The 21,077-nt window shown below is 62.1% G+C and carries 20 protein-coding genes; 10 read left to right on the top strand and 10 right to left on the bottom strand.

Features of this window, described 5'->3' with window-relative positions:
* The first annotated feature begins 97 nt into the window (after nucleotides 1–97).
* The gene (locus DCO57_RS19710; protein WP_205756226.1) at nucleotides 98–1,027 is read left to right on the top strand and encodes a pseudouridine-5'-phosphate glycosidase; all 930 of its coding nucleotides are present in this window, start codon (nucleotides 98–100) and stop codon (nucleotides 1,025–1,027) included.
* A 21-nt stretch (nucleotides 1,028–1,048) separates the two neighbouring features.
* Here the strand turns inward: DCO57_RS19710 and DCO57_RS19705 are convergent, their stop codons facing one another.
* On the bottom strand, nucleotides 1,049–3,493 hold the full coding sequence (locus DCO57_RS19705) for a mechanosensitive ion channel domain-containing protein (protein WP_208978051.1): 2,445 nt from the start codon (nucleotides 3,491–3,493) through the stop codon (nucleotides 1,049–1,051).
* 422 nt (nucleotides 3,494–3,915) lie between these two features.
* Between DCO57_RS19705 and DCO57_RS19700 the strand changes: the two genes are divergently transcribed.
* The 4 genes from DCO57_RS19700 (at nucleotide 3,916) to DCO57_RS19685 (ending at nucleotide 8,450) form a co-directional block, all read left to right on the top strand.
* Nucleotides 3,916–5,121 (top strand): cell surface protein, encoded by a 1,206-nt coding sequence (locus tag DCO57_RS19700; RefSeq protein ID WP_116700631.1) that lies wholly within the window; start codon nucleotides 3,916–3,918, stop codon nucleotides 5,119–5,121.
* Nucleotides 5,122–5,247: 126 nt separating this feature from the next.
* Nucleotides 5,248–6,174: a DUF6384 family protein gene (locus DCO57_RS19695; protein WP_116700630.1), complete on the top strand. Its 927-nt coding sequence runs from the start codon at nucleotides 5,248–5,250 to the stop codon at nucleotides 6,172–6,174.
* A 40-nt stretch (nucleotides 6,175–6,214) separates the two neighbouring features.
* On the top strand, nucleotides 6,215–7,678 hold the full coding sequence (locus tag DCO57_RS19690; protein ID WP_116700629.1) for a hypothetical protein: 1,464 nt from the start codon (nucleotides 6,215–6,217) through the stop codon (nucleotides 7,676–7,678).
* 277 nt (nucleotides 7,679–7,955) lie between these two features.
* A complete protein-coding gene (locus tag DCO57_RS19685) occupies nucleotides 7,956–8,450 on the top strand; it encodes a hypothetical protein (protein WP_116700666.1) in 495 nt (164 codons plus the stop codon).
* A gap of 45 nt (nucleotides 8,451–8,495) precedes the next feature.
* Here the strand turns inward: DCO57_RS19685 and DCO57_RS19680 are convergent, their stop codons facing one another.
* Nucleotides 8,496–9,227, bottom strand: coding sequence for a serine protease (locus tag DCO57_RS19680; protein ID WP_116700628.1), 732 nt, complete (start codon nucleotides 9,225–9,227; stop codon nucleotides 8,496–8,498).
* 253 nt (nucleotides 9,228–9,480) lie between these two features.
* Nucleotides 9,481–10,323 carry a hypothetical protein gene (locus tag DCO57_RS19675; RefSeq protein ID WP_116700627.1) on the bottom strand — a complete coding sequence of 281 codons (843 nt, stop codon included), beginning with the start codon at nucleotides 10,321–10,323 and terminating at the stop codon, nucleotides 9,481–9,483.
* Between the two features lie 213 nt (nucleotides 10,324–10,536).
* Here DCO57_RS19675 and DCO57_RS19670 point away from each other — a divergent pair, with 213 nt between their 5' ends.
* From DCO57_RS19670 to DCO57_RS19655, 4 genes are all read left to right on the top strand, one after another.
* Nucleotides 10,537–11,148 (top strand): CDP-alcohol phosphatidyltransferase family protein, encoded by a 612-nt coding sequence (locus DCO57_RS19670; RefSeq protein WP_116700626.1) that lies wholly within the window; start codon nucleotides 10,537–10,539, stop codon nucleotides 11,146–11,148.
* Nucleotides 11,145–12,077, top strand: coding sequence for a phosphatidate cytidylyltransferase (locus tag DCO57_RS19665; RefSeq protein ID WP_116700625.1), 933 nt, complete (start codon nucleotides 11,145–11,147; stop codon nucleotides 12,075–12,077). Before DCO57_RS19670 ends, DCO57_RS19665 begins: the two co-directional genes overlap by 4 nt.
* Nucleotides 12,078–12,282: 205 nt before the next feature.
* Entirely contained in the window at nucleotides 12,283–12,912 is a 630-nt protein-coding gene (locus tag DCO57_RS19660) for a lysophospholipid acyltransferase family protein (protein WP_116700624.1), read from the top strand.
* Nucleotides 12,896–13,441 (top strand): hypothetical protein, encoded by a 546-nt coding sequence (locus DCO57_RS19655; protein WP_116700623.1) that lies wholly within the window; start codon nucleotides 12,896–12,898, stop codon nucleotides 13,439–13,441. Before DCO57_RS19660 ends, DCO57_RS19655 begins: the two co-directional genes overlap by 17 nt.
* A 40-nt stretch (nucleotides 13,442–13,481) precedes the next feature.
* On the opposite strand, the gene DCO57_RS19650 is transcribed toward DCO57_RS19655, so the two are convergent.
* The 7 genes from DCO57_RS19650 to flgB all read right to left on the bottom strand — a co-directional run bounded on the left by DCO57_RS19650 (nucleotide 13,482) and on the right by flgB (nucleotide 19,733).
* Entirely contained in the window at nucleotides 13,482–16,034 is a 2,553-nt protein-coding gene (locus DCO57_RS19650) for a response regulator (protein ID WP_116700622.1), read from the bottom strand.
* A 151-nt stretch (nucleotides 16,035–16,185) separates the two neighbouring features.
* Entirely contained in the window at nucleotides 16,186–17,265 is a 1,080-nt protein-coding gene (gene flhB / locus DCO57_RS19645) for a flagellar biosynthesis protein FlhB (protein WP_116700621.1), read from the bottom strand.
* Between the two features lie 9 nt (nucleotides 17,266–17,274).
* The gene (gene fliR, locus DCO57_RS19640; protein WP_116700620.1) at nucleotides 17,275–18,048 is read right to left on the bottom strand and encodes a flagellar biosynthetic protein FliR; all 774 of its coding nucleotides are present in this window, start codon (nucleotides 18,046–18,048) and stop codon (nucleotides 17,275–17,277) included.
* A gap of 47 nt (nucleotides 18,049–18,095) precedes the next feature.
* Nucleotides 18,096–18,362, bottom strand: a complete 267-nt coding sequence (gene fliQ / locus DCO57_RS19635; RefSeq protein ID WP_116700665.1) for a flagellar biosynthesis protein FliQ — start codon at nucleotides 18,360–18,362, stop codon at nucleotides 18,096–18,098.
* A gap of 127 nt (nucleotides 18,363–18,489) precedes the next feature.
* Nucleotides 18,490–18,804: a flagellar hook-basal body complex protein FliE gene (gene fliE / locus DCO57_RS19630; RefSeq protein WP_116700619.1), complete on the bottom strand. Its 315-nt coding sequence runs from the start codon at nucleotides 18,802–18,804 to the stop codon at nucleotides 18,490–18,492.
* Nucleotides 18,805–18,839: 35 nt separating this feature from the next.
* Nucleotides 18,840–19,250 (bottom strand): flagellar basal body rod protein FlgC, encoded by a 411-nt coding sequence (flgC, locus tag DCO57_RS19625; protein ID WP_116700618.1) that lies wholly within the window; start codon nucleotides 19,248–19,250, stop codon nucleotides 18,840–18,842.
* A gap of 78 nt (nucleotides 19,251–19,328) precedes the next feature.
* Nucleotides 19,329–19,733 (bottom strand): flagellar basal body rod protein FlgB, encoded by a 405-nt coding sequence (gene flgB / locus DCO57_RS19620; protein ID WP_116700617.1) that lies wholly within the window; start codon nucleotides 19,731–19,733, stop codon nucleotides 19,329–19,331.
* Between the two features lie 422 nt (nucleotides 19,734–20,155).
* Here flgB and DCO57_RS19615 point away from each other — a divergent pair.
* Nucleotides 20,156–21,077 (top strand): flagellar biosynthetic protein FliO (locus DCO57_RS19615; RefSeq protein ID WP_116700616.1); only part of this gene is annotated, 922 nt, incomplete at its 3' end.

The raw sequence follows: 21,077 nt of genomic DNA, 5'->3' as shown, positions 1-21,077 counted from the left end.
ATGGACAAATCCACCGCTTGGCGCCGCCTCCCGGGGCGCCTATAAGACCGGCACCCTGCTGAAACGCTGCCGTGTCCCGACAGAAAGGCCCGTTCCCGTGACCCATTCCGACACCGCCACCCTCGAGGACCTGATTGTCTGCAACGGCGAGGTGCGATCCGCCCTGGCGGCCGGCAAACCGGTCGTCGCCCTGGAATCGACCATCATCACCCATGGCATGCCCTTTCCCAGAAATGTGGAAACCGCCAGGCTCGTGGAAGCCGACATCCGGGCCGAAGGCGCCGTTCCGGCCACCATCGCCGTGATGGACGGCAGGATCATGGTCGGTCTGGACGACGCGGATCTCGATCGCCTTGCCCGGGCGGAAGACGTGATGAAATGTTCGCGGGCGGACCTGACCTTCGCCCTTGCCACGGGGATCTACGGCGCCACCACGGTCGCGGCAACCATGATGGCCGCCCATGCGGCCGGGCTGAAGGTCTTCGCCACCGGCGGCATCGGCGGCGTGCACAGGGGAGCGGAGGAGAGCTTCGATATTTCCGCCGACCTCGACGAACTTGCCCGCACCCCCGTCTGTGTCGTCTCCGCCGGTGCCAAGGCACTGCTGGACATCCCCAAGACCCTGGAAGTGCTCGAAACCAGGGGGGTGCCGGTGGTTGCCTATGGCACAGAGGAACTGCCCGCCTTCTGGTCCCGCGCCAGCGGCCTTGCGGCCCCCTACTCCCTGAATTCGGCCGAAGAGATCGCCACCCTCCTGAAGACCCGCGCGCTCTTTCCCGGTCACGGTGGCGTTCTGATCGCCAATCCCGTGCCGGAAGCCGATGAAATCCCGCAGGACGAGATGAGCGGCTACATCGATGCTGCGATCCGCAAGGCAACGGCGCAGAACATCCGGGGCAAGGACGTCACGCCCTTCGTGCTCGGCGCCATTCTCGAACTGACCGATGGCCGCAGCCTGGAGACCAACATCGCGCTGGTGCGCAACAATGCCCGGCTTGCCGCCCGCATCGCGGCGGCACTGGTGTAGACGCGCCGCTGCGGAGAGCGTTCAGGTCGAACGCTCTCCATCGCCGCGCCGTTCAATGGCCTCGACGAGACGGTCGATGTCCCTCAGGTGAAGGTCGCGCTGCGGAAACGGTATTTCGATGCCGGCCTTGCCGAGCTCGTTGTAAATGGTGAAATACAGATCCGAGCGGACCGTGAGAATGTTCTCGACATCCTTCAGGTAGCATCTGAGTTCGAAATCGAGCGAACTGTCGCCAAGCCCGGAGAACAGCACGGACGGCATCGGGTAAAGCGCGATGCTGGAGTGCGCCCTGGCGGCCCCCAGCAGGATGGACTTCACCTTTTCCAGATCGCTGCCATAGGCCACTCCGACCGGCAATATCAGACGCCCGGTCTTGCTCGACAGCGTCATGTTCTTCACCGTGCCGGCGATCAGGTCCGAATTCGGGATGATGACATCATGCCGGTCGAAGGTCTCGATCCGGGTGGATCGGACGGAAATCTTGCGCACATATCCGGACTGGCCGGACACCTCGATCCAGTCCCCTTCCTTGATCGGACGCTCGATGAGAAGAATGATCCCGGAAACGAAGTTTGACACGATGGTCTGCAGACCGAAGCCGATGCCGACCGAAAGCGCACCGGCCACCACCGCCAGACTGGAAAGGTTCAGGCCCGCCGTCGAGACGCTGATCAGCATGGCCAGCGTCAGCCCGGCATATCCGACCCCCGTCAACACCGCGTTTCTGGCACCCGAATCCATCCGGGTTTGCGGCAGTACGGATGTCTTGAGAATATTCTGGAGCCATCTGGTGACGACCACACCCAGCCCGAACACCACGAAGAGAATGATCAGGGAGTCCAGGGACAGCCGGATATCGCCGAACTCGACGCCATTGTAGAGGATCCGCCCGACTTCGATGATATCCGTGGCCCGCGCTCCCCAGGTCAGGGCAATCAGCGGTGCGAAGACGAGAGTGAGCAGACAGACGAGGCCGATCGACAGAAAGACCGGGACCCGCTCCGTGTCTTCCTTGTTCGTGACGGCGAAGTAGACCTGCCGCGCGAGATGATAGAGCAGATACCCGAAGCCCAGCTCCGCCACTGTGACGATCATCGGAATGCTGGCCACCCGGGCAAGCTGGATATATCCGGCAAGGACGACGACCACCGCCAGGACGGCGGCGCCCCGCATAAGCAGCGCCAGAAACAGCAGGAACCCCGAATCCTTGGTCTGATCCGCGGTCTCGTCGGTCACATCTTCCCCGGACGTTCCGGGCAGGATCGATACAGCTTCGTTTCTCTTGAGCATTCCCGCCAGAAGCCACAGCAGGGCCGCCGCCAGGAAAATCAGCGGCGCCGACAGGATGGAAATCGCGGCCGGGCCGAACGCCTGATCGATCTCCAGCGCCTCCAGCAGCAGCTCGAGCACCAGGAACACCCCCAATGCCTGACACAGCCGCAAGCCGTGCCGCGCCTCCGCGTCCGACAGATCCAGCAACCGCCAGCGATGCTGCCCGGGCGCAAAGAGCGTATGGCCCAGCCAATGGGCGATGATCATCACGACCGCCATGGCCGGCAGGGCGATCACTGCGGTACGGACCGCATTCGGGCGGATGTCCAGGATCGGAAGAATCGCGACAAGGGCGGCCGCCCCGATCGCCGGCAGCAGCAGGAAGGTGAAATTGCTCGCGATGGCGAGCAACAGCCCCTTGCCCCCACCGCGCCGACGCTCTGCGTAACCCACCACGAACCGCGAAATGGGGATCTGCAAAAAGACCAGAAAACCGACGCCGAAAAGCGCAAGCCCCAGCGCGATGGGACCCGTGCGGTTCAACTGCTTGGAAACACTCGGCCGATCCAGCTCGCGTTCTATGTCCCGCCACAGACGCTGCCGGAACAGCCCGATCTCCTCAATGCCGTCTTGCCATGTGGAAATCGCCAGGGGGGACGGGTATCGCTCGAGAACGTCCTGCAGTTTCCGCAGACGCAGCTGCTTGTCCAGCTCGCGAATGAGAACTTCCACATGACGCAAGCTCTCCCGCGCCTCGCGGATCGGCGCTTCCGCTTCCGCAAGCGCGTTCCGGAGCTCGGCGCGGCGTCTGGCGACGCCTTCGGGCTCTTCCTCTCCCTCCGGTGGCGGCGACCCCAGGCTGTCGAGCTGTGCGGAGAGCAGGTCCGAGGCCAGGTTTCCGTCCTTGATGATAGCCGCATTTTCTTCGCGCACATCCACAAGCTGCTCACGCAGCAGTTCAAGGGTCTGCACCCGAACGGTCTGCTCCTCGATGGCGGTTACCGCGCGCTCGAAAAGCGACTGTGCGGCCGTTTGCGGTTCAGGCACTGTATCGGCCCGGCTGTCCTGACCGTATGCCGTACCGGCAGCCAGCCCCAGGAGGAACAGGGCCGAAATCAGAACCGGCCGAAGGGCGCTCTTGATCTGCGTGAAAATGCTCAAACCCTGCCGGTATTGATCAGCCTGTGCTGTCACGATCGTTCTCTCTTCCAACGAAAGCCATGTCTGACCCGTGTTTCCCGAAGGGCGTGTCCTCCCGAAGGCATGAGCCTGTCGATAGCGGAAGGATAATCGCTTCCGCAGGCAATTCCAAAGACCAGCCCACGCATGCGGCCAAAGGTCTTTTGCCGAGTGGCCCGCCGACATTGACAGGCTTCTCCCCGACCGCATTTTCAGCCCGGTCCCGCAGTTGCATATACATATGTCGCATAATTCGTCCATGGATGATCGCAACGGCGCGTTTCCCGTCCCCGGGGCAGCCGGCTTTTGTGGTCCAAACCGTTGACACGGCGGCGTAAGCCTGCCCTTACTTGCGGCATGAATTCGTTAACAGGACGGTCCGGCACAGGCGCGCGCAAGCCCCGGAAATTCGCCGCCGTCCGTTCAGGAGGTCGGATATGACAGACGCGGCAGCATCGCAAACCCCGGAGACGACAGCAGCGCCCGCCGGCGGCTTTTCTCCCCTCCAGTATCTTGATCGCGCGCTCACCACGCTGCGCGACGTCGGCATCACGCCGCAGACGGAGACGGACGCGCCGATCAACGCGCTTCTGGAGCAGATTTCCGATCTTTCCCCGGACAAGGTGCTCGTCATCACCCGCACCCTGGGACAGGCGTCCAACTTCAACGAAGTGGTCCGCTCCCAGGTGCAGCAGATGGATATCGGCGAGCGCTACGAGGAAATCACCAAGGCATTCGATTCCATACGGGACGACGCCAAGGCCCTGGTCGACCAGCTTGCCGACGGCAAGATCTCCTTTACGGAAAACCTGTCCAACAAATGGCGCGACATGCGCCGGGGCACGATTTCCGACCGGTTCACGGACATTCGCGACACCTACAAGGAAGTCGCCCGCGCCACCAAGGACCAGATCGAACGCGAACAGACCATCCTGAATGCCTATCGCGACTTCCGCGGCGCCCTGAAACAGGCCGAAGTCACGGCTCTGGAACTGCTCAACATGGCCGCGCAAAAGCTTGAGGCCGCCAAACAGGCGCTCGAAGCCGCCTCGGCAGACGTCGCCGGCTATTCGGGCGGAGATGCCGCCCAGAAAGCCCGGCTCGAACTTGCCCGCGACGAAAGGTTGCGCGAGATGCAGGACGAGGAAAAGCGCTACCAGATCGCCAAGGACCTCTCCGACAATCTGACCATCGGCTACAACACCTCCGAAGTGATCATGGCGCGGCTGGTGCAGACCACCAATGCCAAGGAACGGGTCTATGCGCAGTCGGTGAGTTTCTTCTCCACCAACGAATCCGTCCTGACCGCTCTCAATGCGTCCTTCACCGGCCTGCAGGGCCTGCACGAGTCCACCGAAACGCTGAACGCCATGAAGGAAGGCATCAACAAGAGCCTGGAAACCCTGGCGGATATCGGCGACGCGGTCCAGATGGAGGCGCTGAAGGCCGGCTACGGCCCGACGGTCGCCGCCGCCTCCGTCAAGAAGCTGGTCGATTCCGTCGTCAATTTCCAGGTCCAGTCCCGGGAAATCATTTCCGAGATGCGCGAGATGTCGACGAAGAATTCCGAAGAGATTCGCACCGCGGTCGAGGACGGCAAGCGGCGGCTCGCCAAATTGACCGCGGAAGGCAAGGCTCTCTAGGGTGTGGACATCCCTTGATGCAGGGATGTTAACTGTTGGAATAGTACGCCTTTAACGAGACTCTGGACTGCCGGGAATTACGGGCCGGATCTCCTCCGGCCCGCCCGATTTGAGAAGACCGCATTTATGGCTAGCAAAACCGACGCCCCACTCGACGATCTGATGATGGCGATGGACGTGGTGGACACGCTGCGCCACGAAGAGGGGCAGGTCGCCCGGGAACTGAAGGCGGACGACCGCGACGCGGCTATGATCGAGCGGCTGCGGCAGGTCTATGCCGCCCAGGGGATCGAGGTTCCTGATCACATTCTCAAGGCGGGCGTGGAGGATCTCAAACGCGACCGTTTCGTCTACACCCCGCCATCCACCGGCTTCCAGCGCACGCTTGCGATGATCTATATCTCGCGCGCGATCTGGTCGAAATGGCTTGCCGCCGCCGCTGCCGTCCTCGTTGTCGCCATTGCCGCCTGGTATTTCCTGGTAACCCTTCCCGCGCAGCGGGCGGAAGCCGATTTCCTGGCGCGGCTGCAGGCCCTGCCGGACACCTATAGCGAACTCGTTGGCCGGATCGACACGCTGACAGACAATACGGAGGTCGAGGGCGAAGCCATGCGCCTTGCCGACGACGGGCGCCTGGCGCTTGCCGACGGCCGGACGGACGCCGCCTTCAAGGCGGAAGCCGATCTGCGCCAGCTCGCGGCGCGGCTTCAGGAAGCCTTCGAGGTCCGTATCATCTCGCGCGAAGGCGTCCCGACCGGCATCACCCGAATTCCGGAAGCCAATCCGGACACCGAAAATTACTATATCGTGGTGGAAGCCGTCGATCCGGACGGCAACATACTCGAACGCAGTATCACCTCGGAGGAAAGCAGCGCCGCGGAAACGGTCGACAAATGGGGCCAGCGGGTATCCGAGCCCATCTACAACGCGGTCCGCCGTGACAAGATGGAAGACGGCATCGTGCAAAAGGGCGTTCTTGGCCAGAAACGGCGCGGAGAAATGGATATCAAGTGGCGCAGCGGTGTCCAGGACGGAGCCATCACGAAATGGTAACGGCGCGCGCCCCACGCTTCGCTTGCAGGAAAGATAACCCATGCTGACCGGACGCGAGACCCTTGGCACCATCGAACAGTCCCTCCAGGACCTGCGCCGCGAGGAGGCCGAACTCAGCAAGCGCATCGAACGTTCGACGCGGGCGCTGACCGACCTGCAGGAACGCCAGAGCGAAGCCTATCGGGACCTTGCCCGTTTCCGGCTGGATTCCGACGCCGCCGGTGCACTGAACACCCGCCTGGACAGTGCCGCGCGCGAAGCCCGGCGCCTTCTGGACAAGCGCAACGCCGACTACAAGGTGCTGACCGAGCAGCTCCGCCAGTGCGAAAGCGAGCGCAATCAGCTGCAGAAGACACGATCCGAACTGGACAGCGCACGCGACGCGGCCGAAACCCAGATGGACGAGCTGATGGAGGCGGTCGACAGCCGCCTTGAAAACGACAGCGCCTATCAGGCCCAGAACCGCGCCACCGAAGCGGCGCTTGCAACAGCCGAAGCCGCCGCCGCCAAGGCCAGGACATCCGAACGGGACCGCGCGGAAAAAGGCAAGGCCTACGAAGCCGATCCCCTGTTCATCTATCTCTGGCAACGCGGTTTCGGCACACCGGACTACCGTCACCGGGGCCTCGTTCGCTCCCTCGACGGTTGGGTCGCCGGCCTGATCCGATTTCACGACGCACGGGCGAACTACGCCATGCTCACCAGCATTCCCGAGCGCATGGCCCGGCATGCGGAACGCTGCGCGCAGATAGCCCACCACGAACAGGAAAAGCTCGCAGAATTCAGCCGCAACGCCATGACCGACGCGGCCGGGACCGATCTTGTCGGCGCGATTGAAAATCACAGCGAAAAAATCGACAGCATCGACGAAGACCTGGACAAGCTGGACCGCCGCATCGAAACCCTCTCCACCGCTCTGGCGGAATTTTCCGGTGGTGAAGACGCGGATTTCCTCAAGGCGGAGGAACATCTGTCCGTCTCGCTGCAGGCCGACGACCTCAACGACCTGTGGCGCACGGCTCTGGAAACCCCCTCTCCCGAAGACGAAAAGATCGTACAGAGGATCGAGGATCTGAAGGAACGCATCGAGCAGGTTGCCCGGGAAATTCGCCAGGACAGGGAACTGCAGCGCGATATCGGCCGCCGCCGCGCGGAACTCGCAGACGTCATCAAGCGGTTCCGCTCCAGCGGGTACGGAAGCTGGGAATCCACCTTTTCCGACAACAGGCTCACCACCGTCCTTCTGGGCGAACTTGTAAAAGGGGCGATCACCGGTGCGGATTACTGGGCCCGGGCCGAGCGCGCCCACAAAAGACGCAAGCCGCGCGGACGTCAGGTCGCCTTTCCCGAAGGCACCGGCCTGCCGAAATCCATGGGCGGCATCGGCGGCTTCGGCGGACCCGGCGGCAAATTTCCGGGGGGCGGCGACAGTTTTGGCGGCGGCGGCTTCAAGAGTGGCACCGGCTTTGGCGGTGGCGGGTTCAAGACAGGCGATCACTTCTAGCCCGTTTTACAGAAACACACCCGCGCATGAGTCCCGCCGCTCTGCCGCCACAAGGCTTCGTTAGGAGAGTTGTGGCAGGCTGCATTCTGACATGCCGGAAGAAGCAGTTTTCAAAATCCGGCGCCGGATCGGATGCAGTCTTATGGAACCATCCGATTGCAGAACGGTTGATAGACTTTAAAGTGACAGAGCATCTTGTCCGCCTTGACCTGAGTGCGGATAATTTGCTCCAGAATGCGGAAAGCGGTTTATGGCCTTTTTAAATTCGGGAAAGCAGATGCGGCACATTCTCATGATCAGCCTTTGCGCCCTCTCTCTTGCCGCCTGTCAGGGCGGTTCGGGCCGACGGGCCTCCCTCCCCGATCAGCCCCGGCTCGATGTTCCGGCAGGTGCCCAGAGCATCAATATCGCCGCCGCGCCGACGGATGTGCGCGCCGCTCTCGTCTCCAGCGCGCAGGAACGCGGTACAGTGGTCCTGCAGGACCAGGCCAACATGGTTGTCCTTGAAAGACCGATGCTTGGTGCGAACCCGGCACTCGACAGCGAATTCGGTCCCTCGGACAACGGTCAGCGGGTCATCCGCATCCGCGTCCGCTTTACCGGATCGCCCTGCCAGACGCTGGCGGTCCAGGATCTCGCGGTGGTCAACAATGTGCGCACCGCCCTGGAACAGAGCTTCGTGCTGCCGGGCAATCAGAACACCATGCAGAGCCTTCAGGGCCTGAAATCGCGCGCCGAACAAAGCAGCAGCTGCCCGCCACTATCTTCCTGACGGCAAAACAGCTCCGCCGGCCGCCGCAGCGGCCGGCCGGCCGGCTCAAGCCTCTGTCAGCGTCAGCAGGATATCCGCATACCAGGCGCAATTCAGGCCCAGCGCCTCGTCGAGCACCATGTCGCGCGTGCCCACGTCAAGCCGTGCGGAATGAACGCCGAGCAGTTTCCATGGCAGATCGCCTTCCATGCCTTCAAGTTCGGGCGCCCGCATCACCACCGGGGCGCCGCTGATGCCGCGATGGGTCCGGCCATCGGTCAGGAAATAGCCCATTCCCCCGAAGCGGAATCCGAAGGACGAGGCAATGACCGCCTGCCGCACCACGGGCATGTGATGCAGTGTGTCGTGGAAACCCAGCGGAAAGCCGACAACCAGGATCGACGATCCGACCTCGACCTGCTCGTCCGGATCGACCAGATGCTCGGGTCCGAAGACCCGATAGAGCTGGTCTGCCGGCAGGGCGCTCCTGTCGAGCTCGATCACCGCCACGTCGATCTCGCCGGCTGTATCCGTTCCCTGACGCCACAGGCTGCTCCCGTCCCGGAACAGGGGAATCGACAGCCCGATCGACTCGGCGAGATTGTCAGGATTGTTATGAAGCTCGATCTCGATCCGCGACGGATGGTGATCGCTGTCCTCGTCGATCATCACGTGGCGGCTGGTCACCAGGAAAAGCCGGTCGTCCCGCCGGAAGAAAAAGCCGCTCGCATTGGTCAGATGCCGGTCTCCGTCGAATGTGGAGACACGCGGGGTTGTGAGCAGGATGGGATCGATCATCGGAAAAGCCGCTCCGCGAACCAGAATATCTTGAATGTATCAGTTACCTGATAGAATACCGTCACTTTTGTCTCCTGTCGAAAGGCCGCACGCCCGGTCAGATGCCATATTCACCGGGACATTTCGGAAATTATGCATGTCGCAATAGCGGGGAAACCCCGCAGCGGCGCATTCGTTCCCTCACGATAGCATGCGCACGGGCGCTGCGGACCAACGACAGAGCAATTGAAGCCCGCTCCCCGGAAAGCGCACGCTATTTCCGCTCCAGCGCCAGGCAGTGATTGAACTTGTAAAACCCGGCCAGGTGCCAATTCAGCGGTTTGTTCTTGGGACCCTCGTTGATCATCTTCAGCGTATAGGTCTTCGTGTTGAGCCCGCCAAGACTGAAAGAGGACTGGGTGATGGAGACCTGGGCGGACGTTGCTTCCGGAGAGATCACACCGGACACGGAATTGACCATGGCCACGTGACGCGTTCCGCCGCCGCCTTCCCGGCTGAGGATATCGCCCGGCTTGATTTCGGCGATAGTCGCTCGCTTCTTCAGCTTGCCGTCCAGATAGTTGATATGATCGCCTCCGTTTATGCCGAGCGAGGGATACTGGCTTTCCAGGAAGGCTCCCGTGAACCCGTTGCAGTCGAGGCCGAGATAGTATTTGGCGTATTCCTCCAGACTCATCACATAATTCCAGTGAACTCTGCTCAGATCAATTTCGGCGGTCTTGAGGTAGAAATCGATCACCTGCAGGATCCGCCGCATGCGTTCGGGCGTGCCCTTGCCGTAAAAGCCGAGCTGCAGTTCCTTCCAGGTGATATTGACCCAGAGCCAGGGCTTGAAATAGCCCGGTCCGACCAGACCGAAGGCGGTCAGGCCGGACTTGTCGTCCCAGCTGTGCCTGTCCGCCCCGTTCTGGCCGTCCTTGTACCTGTCTTTTTTGCTCAGGAACCGGCGCAGATCCGCCAGGGCGGCAGCGTTGAACTGCTTCTTGCGCGGTTCGCCGGAGAGATAGGACTGAACGTTGACGAATGCGGTCCCGTCCAGCGTATGGACGGTGATCGGTCTGTATTGTTTTTCGAATATCGACGGCTGCATGACCATTGTAAAATGCCTTTTCGGAAATAAAGCCCCCCAACGCCGGTCGCAATGTACCCTGGCGGTTTGACGACCAGATAGCCGCGACATCACATTCATGACGTTTCGGGCAGCGTCCCACGGCATTGCCCGACCGGTATGGGTCACAATCAACGCTTTATGCTATGACGCACACAGCCATTTTCACGATAGTGTTTTGCAACTTTTCCGGATTCCCAGATGCCAACCATCTACCAGCTCAAATCCCGCTTCCAGGATCTGCTCCGCCCGATCTGCCGCAAACTGGCTGCCGGTGGCGTCACCGCAAACCAGGTCACGCTCGCGGCTCTGACGCTTTCCATTCTGGAAGGATTTGCCCTCTGGCTGTTTCCCGGGGCCTTTCTACCGCTGCTGCTGCTGCCGCTCGTCCTTTTCATCCGCATGGGCCTGAACGCCATCGACGGCATGCTGGCGCGCGAACATGACCAGAAGTCGGATCTCGGCGCGGTCCTGAACGAACTCGGTGATGTTGTCTCGGACGCCGCGCTCTACCTGCCCTTCGCACTCCTGCCCTTCGTTTCCGGCACGCTGATCGTCGGGCTTGTGGTTCTGGCGCTCATCGGCGAGATGACCGGCGTCATCGGCGTCCAGATCGGCGCCAACCGCCGCTATGACGGCCCCTTCGGCAAGAGCGACCGGGCAGCGCTGTTCGGCCTGTGCGGCCTGCTGATCGCCTTCGGACTGACAGCCCCCCTCACCTACCATATCCTCTTCGGCGCCGGTCTCGTGCTCTCCGCGCTCACCATCTTGAACCGTGCCCGTGCAGCCATCAGGGAGAAACGAACCGCATGACCTTCCAGCTCCAGACACTCCACTGGGCCCTGATCGGCATCTGGGGCCTCCTGGCCGTGGCGAGCATGATCGTCTACGCGATCTCCAGACGCTCGCCGGAAACCATGAGCGAACTCGTCGCGCGCACCCGCAGCTGGTGGGTCATGGTGGCGATCTTCACCATCTCGTTCCTGGTCAGCAACACGCTTTCCATCGTCGTCTTCGCCCTCGTCAGCTTCCTGGCGCTGAAGGAATATTTTTCCATGATCCCCACCCGCCGTGCCGACAGGCGGGTGCTGTTCTGGGCCTATCTGGCCATCCCGGTCCAGTACTTCTGGGTCTATGACGGCTATTACGGCATGTTCGCCGTGTTCATCCCGGTCTACATGTTCCTGTTCCTGCCCTTCGCCAGCCTGCTGACCCAGCAGACGGAAGGGTTTCTGAAGGCCGTCGGCACGCTCAACTGGGGCCTGATGCTCTGCGTCTTTTCCGTCAGCCACGCAGCCTTCCTGCTGATCCTGCCGCCAACCGACGCCAACAGCGCGGGCGGCGCCGGTCTGCTGCTCTTCCTGATTTTCCTGACCCAGTTCAACGATGTCGCCCAATACACCTGGGGCAAGCTGCTCGGCCGCCACAAGATCGTCCCCGGAGTCAGTCCGAACAAGACCTGGGAAGGTTTTCTCGGCGGCGTTGCCACCACCTTCGTTCTTGCCCTGGTGACCGCACCGCTGGTGACGCCCTTCGACATGGCCCATGCAGCAATGGCCGGCCTGCTCATTCCCGTTGCCGGTTTCATCGGCGACGTCACCGTCTCCGCCCTGAAACGCGACCTCGGAGTCAAGGACACCGGCAGCCTGATCCCGGGTCACGGCGGCATTCTTGACCGCATCGACAGCCTGACCTATACCGCCCCGCTGTTCTTCCACTTCACCCGGTATTTCTATTACTAGGGGCGATTGAGATGAGAATGAACACCTCAGGAGCCGCATCGACTGTAAGCCCACAGTGCGGTCCCGCACGTGATCCGGGACCTGAGGCGACGGATCCGGGACAATGGCACCAGCTCACCTCCGGAGCAGCGGCTGAGACCGCGGCAGCGGGATGGTTGGTCGGAATTATCCATCAGTTCCGTGCCACGATGAAGGGGGCCGCCTGATGCTCCAGAAGGCCTTCTACGTCCTGGTCAGGATCGTGGTCCTGTTCCTCCTCGGCCTGAATGTCCGCCGCAAGGAGCTGCTGCCGACGCGGGGCCCGGCGATCATCGTCGCCAATCACAACAGCCATCTCGACACCATGGTGCTGATGGCACTGATGCCCCTGTCGCGGCTGAAGGACATCAAGCCGGTCGCGGCGGCCGACTATTTCTTCTCTTCACCCGTCAAGGCCTGGGTGTCGGAGCATGTGCTCGGCATCATCCCGGTGGAACGCGGCGGCACCAGGGGGGCGAAGGATCCGCTGCAGGGCTGTTATGACGCCCTGGACGAGGGCAAGGTCCTGATCCTCTTCCCCGAGGGCTCCCGCGGCGAGCCCGAGCAGATGACCGATCTGAAGAAGGGCGTCTCCTATCTGGCCGAACGCTGTCCGCAGGCTCCGGCGGTTCCTGTCTTCACCCACGGACTGGGCAAGGCCCTGCCAAGGGGATCCTTCCTGCTGGTGCCGTTCTTCTGCGATATTTTCGTCGGAAAACCAATAACCTGGGAGGGCAACCGGACTCAGTTCATGAACACGCTCAGGGACCGCTTCGCCGCCCTTTCCACGGAAAAGACCTTTGCGCCCTGGGAGTAGGACGCTTGCGGCGCTGTGGGGATTTTCCGAGGCGACGCTGTTTTTCATCGTCCCCGATGTACTGCTGACCGGCCTGGCGCTGACGTCCCTCAAGCGGGCGCTCCGGGCGGCCCTGACCGCCGCGCTCGCGGCGACCCTCGGCGGTGCCCTCGTCTGGATCTGCGCAAACCACGATCCGCAGGCCACCCGTGCCGTGCTGCTCCATGTACCGGGCATCTCGGCCAGCAGCTTCGTGAATGCGCAACGGCTTTTACAAGACGGTCTCTTCGAAGGCATGCTGCGCGGCGCCTTTACCGGCCTGCCCTACAAGGTCTTCGCGGCCGAAGCCGGAACGAACGGCACCAGCCCCTGGCTCTTCGCCCTCGCCTCCCCCATCGTCCGGCTGCCGAGATTTGTGGTGATGGTTCTGGCGGCCCGGGGCCTGTCATGCCTGGTGGGCACACGCCTGTCCGACGGCGCCAAACGGGCGCTCGCCCTGGGGATCTGGGCAGGATTTTACGTCTTCTATTTCAGCGTGGCGGGCCGGTGAGAACCGGCCGCCCCGGTGTCGCCCGGGCCGAAGAAGGCTCCTATCCGTTCAGCACGTCCTTCACGGTCGTCGCCAGCTGTCTCAGCGTGAAGGGCTTGGCCAGGAAGAAGAACTTTTCACCCGGCGGCAGATTTTCCTCGAAGGCATCCTCCGCATAGCCGGAGACGAAGATGATCTTCAGGTCAGGCTGGGTCTTGCGCAGCTCGACGAGCAGGGTCGGACCGTCCATTTCCGGCATCACCACGTCGGAGACGACCAGGTCGATCTTACCGCCCGTTTCCTCCATCACTTCCAGCGCCTCGTTTCCGGATGCGGCCTCGTAGACGGTATAGCCGCGCGAGGCGAGCGCACGGGCGCCGAAGGCGCGCACGGCTTCCTCGTCCTCCACCAGAAGGATGGAAGCGGACCCGGTGAGGTCGGCGACCTTTTCCGGCTCCTTTTCCTTCGGTTCCGGCTTCTCTTCCTCCACGAACTCCGGAATGTGACGCGGCAGGAACAGGCGGAAGGTGGTTCCCACATCCACATCCGAGGTGCAGAAGACGAAACCGCCGGTCTGTTTGACGATGCCGTAGACGGTCGACAGGCCCAGACCCGTGCCCTTGCCGACTTCCTTGGTGGAGAAGAACGGGTCGAAGATCTTCTCCATGACGTCCGGCGGCATGCCGTGGCCGGTGTCCTCGACCTCCACCAGCGTATATTCGCCCGGAGGCATGCCGCGAATGTTCTCGAACTGGGTGCTCTCGGCTTCCGACACATTGCGGGTGCGGATGGTCAGCCGGCCTCCATCGGCCATGGCGTCCCCCGCATTCACCGCCAGATTGACGATCACCTGTTCCAGCTGGTTGAGATCCGCCATGACCGGCCACAGATCCCGGCCGTGGATCACCTTCAACTCCACCTTCTCGCCCAGAAGACGGTCGAGCAGGATGGACAGATCCGCCAGCACGTCATTGAGTTCGAGCTGCTGCGGCCGCAGGGTCTGACGGCGGGAGAAGGCCAGCAGCTGCCGGACGAGACCGGCGGCGCGGTTGGCATTCTGCTTGATGTTCATGATGTCCTGGAAGGACGGGTCGGTCGGCCGGTGGCTGGCCAGCAGCAGGTCGGAAAAGCCGATGATGGCAGTCAGGACGTTGTTGAAGTCATGGGCGACACCGCCGGCGAGCTGGCCGATGGCCTGCATCTTCTGGCTTTGGGCAAACTGGGCTTCGAGCGCGCGCTGCTGGGTGGTTTCAAGCGCGTAGACGATTGCCGCTTCCCCGTCGCCCTCGCCTTCCTGCACCGCTGAAACATAGAAAGTGGCCGAACGCGGATCGTTGCCTTCGACCAGCGGAATATCGATCGGTGCGATCTCTCCAATTCCGTTGGCGGCCGCCGACAGCGCCTTCGCGAGGTTTTCCCGACCGCTCTCGGCCACATAGGCTTCCAGCTTGGGCGCTTCGTCCCCCGTATCGACCGCGCCGAACAGCTTCAGGAACGGCGCATTGGTCCTGAGCACCCGGCCTTCCTTGTCCAGCGAGGCAATCGCGATCGGCGTATTGTTGAAGAAGCGCGCGAAACGGACTTCCGCTGCCCGGAGGGCTTCTGAAACCTCCTCCCCGCGCGAACGGTTGAGCACCAGCGTGCGGCTGTCGCCCGGCTGGCCGTTTTCCCCGAAAGGCACCCGGTGCAGCAGGCGCACGGGCAGTCCGCGCCCGTTGCGGGTGACGAAATCGAGATCGAAGGTCTCGCTCTTGACCTCTCCGGCCTGTCCCTTGAGCGACCGGATGAGTTCCGTCCCGTCACCGCGCACGATACTGGACAGGTCCAGGTCGCCGGCGTCGAACTGCGCAAGGTCATAGCCGAGCCAGTCGGCAAGCGTCGCGTTCAGATAGACCAGGCGGCCTTCTCCGTCGCAGGAAAAGAAGCCGGCGGGCGCGTGGTCGAGGAAGTTGATGACACGCTGCAGTTCCTGAAAGGAGTTTTCCTGCTCGGCCCGGTCGCGGGTGATATCCGACAGCTGCCAGACGGCCATCGGCTTGCCGCCGCCGCGCTCCTTGGGCACCTGCAGCGGACGCACCGACACCCGGTACCAGCGGGCCGCGCCTTCCGCGCGCCCGAGCGGCACCGGCATGCGGATCTCCTCCTGCGCCCTGCGGCTGTCGCGCATGGCCTGGGACAGACGGAAGATCGCGTCCGCCGCATCGGGGTCGGAGGAAAAGACACGCTCGACAACGCGGATATCGGCAGCCGACTCCGCGCCGGTCAGATCCGCATAGGCCTTGTTGGCATAGACAAGCCGGCCGTCGAGGTCGGTGATCAGGGCACCGTCCTCCAGCGTATCGACAAAGGCGGAGGCAAGCGGATTGGCTTCACCCGGACGGGCGGACAGGCGCAGGAAACCGATCGCGCCGGCAAAAAGGCAAAACACGCCGACCACGGCCAGGATGCCGAGCAGCGCAAGGATAAACGGTTGCGCAACCTCCCGGTCCATCACCGCGAAGGCGGCTGCCGCACCGACAAGCAATAGCGCCAGACCTATCAGGAGGCCTATGTTTCCGGAACGCTCCGGCCGGCTGATCATCGGCCCGCTCGGCGTTCCGTCCATGTCACTCATCCGTCCTGTCTCCCCGGCCCGATTCGGTTTTCGAACGGGCCGTTTCCAAGCATTCTGTGCTTGGGTGCCAATTTCAACTTATATGAAGGCAAGACCTGTTGAAATTCACCCGTTTGATCCGGAAATCAGACCGGTAATCTTCCCCCGGGAACTATTTCCCCCGCCAGGCTGCCCGCCGGCGCATGCGGAAGACGAAGCCGATGACTTCCGCAACCGCCTTGTAGTGTTCCTCCGGCACGTCCTGATCGATGTCAACAGTCGCGTAAAGAGCTCGTGCCAGCGGCGGATTTTCGATCACCGGAACCTCGTTCTCCTTCGCCACCGCCCGGATTCTGAGCGCCACCTCGTCCGTTCCCTTGGCAAGGCACATCGGTGCGCCCATGCCGTCTTCATATTTCAGCGCCACAGCATAGTGGGTCGGGTTGGTGACGACCACGGTCGCCTGCGGAACCGCCGCCATCATGCGCTTGCGCGAGCGCTCCATGCGCAGCTGCCGGATCTTGCCCTTGACCTGCGGATCGCCTTCCGCCTGCTTGTATTCGTCCTTGACCTCACGCAGCGACATCTTCTGCTTGTTGAACCATTTGTTGCGCTGGTAAACGAAATCGGCGCCCGCGACAACGGTCATCACGGCGAGAATGGCGGCCAGAAGCTGCAGGATCAGCGTCCGGGCTTCCGGCAGGATCACCGACGGATCGGCGAATATCATCACATCCGCCTCGTCGCGATGCGGCCACACGACCGCGACCATGACCGTGCCGACAATCGAGATTTTCGCCATGCCCTTGGCAAAATTCACCAGACTGTCGGCCGAAAACAGCCGTTTGAAGCCGGAAGCTGGTGAAATCTTCGACAGTTTGGGCTTGATCGTTTCCGCGGTGAACAACGGCTGGTGCTGAATGAGGTTCCCGGCAACCGCCATCAGCACGAGGATGATCAGCGGCACGCCGACGATCGCGGCAACCGATTCCCCGGTGTCGCGCCATAGCGCCCTCAGAGCATAGCCGTCGACGGACATCTGGTAGGAATGCTCGATGTATCCCTTCATCAGGTCGCCGAGCGAGGCTGCCGCCGACGGTGCGAATATGGCAATCATCAGGGTCGCCCCGGCCAGGGTGAACCAGGTGCTGACCTCCTGCGATTTCGGTACGTCCCCCTTGTCATGCGCCTCTTTCAGGCGCTTTTGTGAGGGGTCCTCTGTTTTTTCCGAGTCGTCGCTACCGTCCGCCATTGCGCAGCGCTATCCCAATATGAACTTGCCGATCGACTGCTGAAAATGCTCCAGATAGAACATCATCATCGAGGTGAGCAGCACCATGAACATCAACAGCCCGATCGCGATATTCACGGGCATGGCGATAAAGAAGATCTGCATCTGCGGCATCAGCTTGTTGAGCAGACCAAGGCCGAAATAGAAGACGAGACCGACAACCAGAAACGGCGCACTCACGCGCGCCGCGATCGAGAACACATGCGCGACCATCTCGGTCGCATTCCTGGAGAAATCGCCGACCGGCGGCACAAGTCCCGGCGGAAAGATCTCGAAGCTGTCGTAAAGCGCGGCGATCACCAGATAGTGGCTGTCCGTAACGAAGACCAGCGTAACGCCGAGGATCGACAGGAAGTTGCCGTACAGCGCACCCTGCTGACCTTCATTGGCGATATCCGCTCCAAGCGCGAAGGCCATGCCGGACTGGTTCGCCACGATGACGCCCGCAATCTGCAGGACGGATGTGATCAACTTGGCGCACAGACCGATTCCGAAACCGATGGCCAGCTCTCCCCCGAGCAGCAGCAGCAGGCGCATGGGCTCTTCGGTAAGTCCGGCCGGATACTGCGGCCCGGCAACGGGATAGAGCACCAGGGTCAGCGCAAGAGCGATGGTCAGGCGGAACCGCATCGGAATGGCGCTCTCCCCGAGCGCCGGCAGCAGCATGACCATCGTGCCGAGGCGGGCGAACATCAGCATGAAGGCCGCGACAACATCCGGCAGGAAATCGAGCTGAACCGTCATAGTCTCTCCGGAATCCCCTTTCCTGCCGTCCTGCCCATCAGGTGCCTCTAGCTGGTAATGAGGATCATCTCGGTCACCCGCGCCATGAAGGCCTGCAGCAGCTGGCTCATGAACGGCAGGGTGATGAGAAGCGTGACGAAAATCGCAAGGATCTTGGGAACGAAGACGAGTGTCATCTCCTGGATCTGCGTCAGCGCCTGGAACAGGGCGATGACGACGCCGACAAGCAGACCAACGGCCATGATCGGCCCCGCCACCAGGATCATCGTCCAGACCGCTTCGCGGGCAAGATCGAGAACTTCACCGCCTGTCATCGTTTGCCCCTTTGAAACATCCTGCATTCACCCGAACGCGGACAAGATGCTCCCACACTCCAATTGCGCTCCAGTTCCCGCTCCCGACCGTGACCGGTCAGGCGGCTGAAAGCTGATACGGGCCGGATCAGATCGGCATCCGCATGATTTCCTCATAGGCGGAAATGACACGGTCCCTGACCGCCACCATCGTTTCCAGCGCGATTTCGGTCTCGGCAATCGCCGTGACCACATCGACGACATCCGCCTTGCCTTCGATCATCCCGACGGCCTTGTCGTCAGCCTGCTGCCCCTTGTCGACAATCGTCTCGACCGCCTGGCTCACCATCTTGCCGAAATCGGCCGTTTCCGCCTTGGGGGCGGCGTCTTCCACGCCAGGCATCTGCTGCTGCAGGCGGGCGGCCATCTGATAGGCATTGTTTGCAATTGACGCGGTGGACATGTTTTCCACTCCCTTTGCGGATCAGGTTCGCGGGATTACGCCCGCAGGATGTCGATGGTTCGCTGCAGCATCCGCCGCGTCGACTCGATGACGTTCAGATTCGCCTCGTAGGACCGCTGCGCCTCCCGCATGTCGGTGGTCTCGATCAGCGTGTTGACGTTGGGCTGCAGCACATATCCGTTCTCGTCAGCCGCCGGGTGGCCGGGCATGTGCACCGATTCGAATTCGCTCTTGTCCTCGGCAATCGGGCCCAGCTCCACCTTCTCCGCCCCCAGCTCCCTGTCGAACTGGGTCTTGAAGGTGGGGATCTTTCGCCGGTAGGGCTCTTCTTCCGGCGTCTTGGCGGTCGAACTCGCGTTGGCGATATTCTCCGCGATGATCCGCATGCGGCCGTTCTGCGCCTTCAGACCACTTGCCGAAATGAACAGCGATTTGATCAGGTCCATGTTGTCGGTCCTTTTGTCTCGTTCTCAGGCAGGGTGCCCACCGGCACGCCGCATTCGGTTCAATGCGAAACCGCCGGCCTATGCGCTTTTCGACAACGCCGTCCGGATCAGGCCAAGGCCCTTGGTGTAAAGGGTCGACGCGGCCTGGAAATCCATCTGGTTCTCCGTGACCTTCATCATCTGCTCTTCAAGATTGACGCTGTTGCCGCTTGGGGTGATCTCGAAGGTATCCACCTCCTCGATCTTCGCGTCGCTGGTGCCCGACATCTGTCCGGCGATATGACCGGACCGGGTCGTGTCCGTCGTCAACGCCAGCGATTCCCGTCCCAGATAGTCCTTGAAACTGTAGGCCTTGACTTCACGGGCCCCGTATCCCGGCGTATCCGCGTTGGCGATATTCTCCGCAAGCACGCCCTGGCGGGTCTGGTGCCATCGCATCTTCGATTTCAGCGCCTGGAACAGCGGCAGGTCCGTCACGGTCATTCAGTTCACCATTTGTTAACCAACCAGGCAATGATTGCCGGGCAAATGGTTAATGAAAGGTTAACGCAAACTTTGCACCTATGGGCATTCCCCTTCAAAAACCCGTGGAAGAGGGCAACATTCCTTTGCATTTCGCAATTTGAACCCTGCCCCCGGCGGGCAAATCTTGCCTGCTTCTGTTAACGTCAAGACCTAGTGAGATTCGAAGCGGATCAGCAAGCGGGACAAACAGCCTTCCAGACGGCGCCAATGCATGTGCGGCTATGAAAAGCGAAAAAACAAAGAGGTTTGAGGCATTGGGACGATGCCGGTGAAAATTCCGGATTTACTGGGGATAAGCGGGACTCTCCCCAATTGAGGCAAGAAATCGGGATAACCGGCATTCGCGACAGTTCCGCAAGCAGGGGCGGCATGAGGATAAGATGAGTAATTGGATTCAAACCACCTTCAATGTGAGCGGAAGCGTAACCCAGGCGATCGCGGTGATACTGGCGCTTGCCGTCGTGCTGCTGCTGTTCGGTCTGTTCATTCTGATTCTGAAGCGACTCACGGGAGCCGGCATCCCCCAGAACAGGAACAGGCAGCCCCGCATCGCCGTCATGGACAGTGCCCCGGTCGATACGAAACGCCGTCTCGTTCTGATCCGGCGGGACAATATCGAGCACCTGATCCTTGTCGGCGGCCCGAGCGACGTGGTTGTCGAACAGAACATCATCCGCAACGCCCCCCTGACCTCCCCGCGGCAGAGCCCGGGCCCGAGCTCCTATACAGGCGCAGGCCTTGCCGGCTCCGGTCCGATCAAGTCACCGATGGCGCCGGGTCCCGATATTCCCGTCAAGCCGGACGACCATATGCTGGACAGCGAACCGGAAACCCTGGCGGCGCTCGCCGCTCCGGTCAGGACTCCGGTCATCGCCACCGAGCCCGAGCCTGAGCCCGAGGTCAGCCCTGTCCCGCCTGCCGCACCCGGAACTCCCGCCGCCGCAACGGCCCCTGTCGTCCCCGAAAGACCGCGGACGCCCCCGGCTCCGCCCCGGCCGTCGGTCCAGACCAGACCCGCGCCTGCCACTCCCCCGCGCGCCGTCAGGACAGAGCGGAAAAGTGACACCATCGACACAGGAAACGAAACAGGCCGCGCCGCCGACCTTCTGCGCGCCGCCACCCAGAACGGCTTCAACAGGGCATTCGCGCGCACGCCGGCTCCGGCTCCCGCCCCCGATACCAGTGCCGGGGCACACAGAGCGCCTGAAGTGAAGTCCGGGCAGGCAACCTCCGCTGACCACGCGGCGGCATCCACCGACAAACCGTCTTCCGAAGCTCCCTCTTATCCTCCTCCCACTCCCA

The organism is Labrenzia sp. 011 (assembly GCF_003075075.1).
Classification (GTDB): Bacteria; Pseudomonadota; Alphaproteobacteria; order Rhizobiales; family Stappiaceae; genus Roseibium.
This window is presented reverse-complemented; position numbering and strand designations above follow the sequence as displayed.

Bases quoted from the DNA above. Each gene is read 5' to 3' on its own strand.
- flgC (WP_116700618.1), bottom strand. From the start codon at position 19,250: ATGGACCTGATCAAATCGCTGTTCATTTCGGCAAGTGGTCTGAAGGCG.
- DCO57_RS19650 (WP_116700622.1), bottom strand. From the start codon at position 16,034: ATGAGTGACATGGACGGAACGCCGAGCGGGCCGATGATCAGCCGGCCG.
- DCO57_RS19675 (WP_116700627.1), bottom strand. From the start codon at position 10,323: ATGGTCATGCAGCCGTCGATATTCGAAAAACAATACAGACCGATCACC.
- fliR (WP_116700620.1), bottom strand. From the start codon at position 18,048: ATGACGGTTCAGCTCGATTTCCTGCCGGATGTTGTCGCGGCCTTCATG.
- DCO57_RS19660 (WP_116700624.1), top strand. From the start codon at position 12,283: ATGCTCCAGAAGGCCTTCTACGTCCTGGTCAGGATCGTGGTCCTGTTC.
- DCO57_RS19690 (WP_116700629.1), top strand. From the start codon at position 6,215: ATGCTGACCGGACGCGAGACCCTTGGCACCATCGAACAGTCCCTCCAG.
- DCO57_RS19685 (WP_116700666.1), top strand. From the start codon at position 7,956: ATGCGGCACATTCTCATGATCAGCCTTTGCGCCCTCTCTCTTGCCGCC.
- DCO57_RS19665 (WP_116700625.1), top strand. From the start codon at position 11,145: ATGACCTTCCAGCTCCAGACACTCCACTGGGCCCTGATCGGCATCTGG.
- DCO57_RS19680 (WP_116700628.1), bottom strand. From the start codon at position 9,227: ATGATCGATCCCATCCTGCTCACAACCCCGCGTGTCTCCACATTCGAC.
- fliQ (WP_116700665.1), bottom strand. From the start codon at position 18,362: ATGACAGGCGGTGAAGTTCTCGATCTTGCCCGCGAAGCGGTCTGGACG.
- DCO57_RS19670 (WP_116700626.1), top strand. From the start codon at position 10,537: ATGCCAACCATCTACCAGCTCAAATCCCGCTTCCAGGATCTGCTCCGC.
- DCO57_RS19700 (WP_116700631.1), top strand. From the start codon at position 3,916: ATGACAGACGCGGCAGCATCGCAAACCCCGGAGACGACAGCAGCGCCC.
- flgB (WP_116700617.1), bottom strand. From the start codon at position 19,733: ATGACCGTGACGGACCTGCCGCTGTTCCAGGCGCTGAAATCGAAGATG.
- fliE (WP_116700619.1), bottom strand. From the start codon at position 18,804: ATGTCCACCGCGTCAATTGCAAACAATGCCTATCAGATGGCCGCCCGC.
- flhB (WP_116700621.1), bottom strand. From the start codon at position 17,265: ATGGCGGACGGTAGCGACGACTCGGAAAAAACAGAGGACCCCTCACAA.
- DCO57_RS19695 (WP_116700630.1), top strand. From the start codon at position 5,248: ATGGCTAGCAAAACCGACGCCCCACTCGACGATCTGATGATGGCGATG.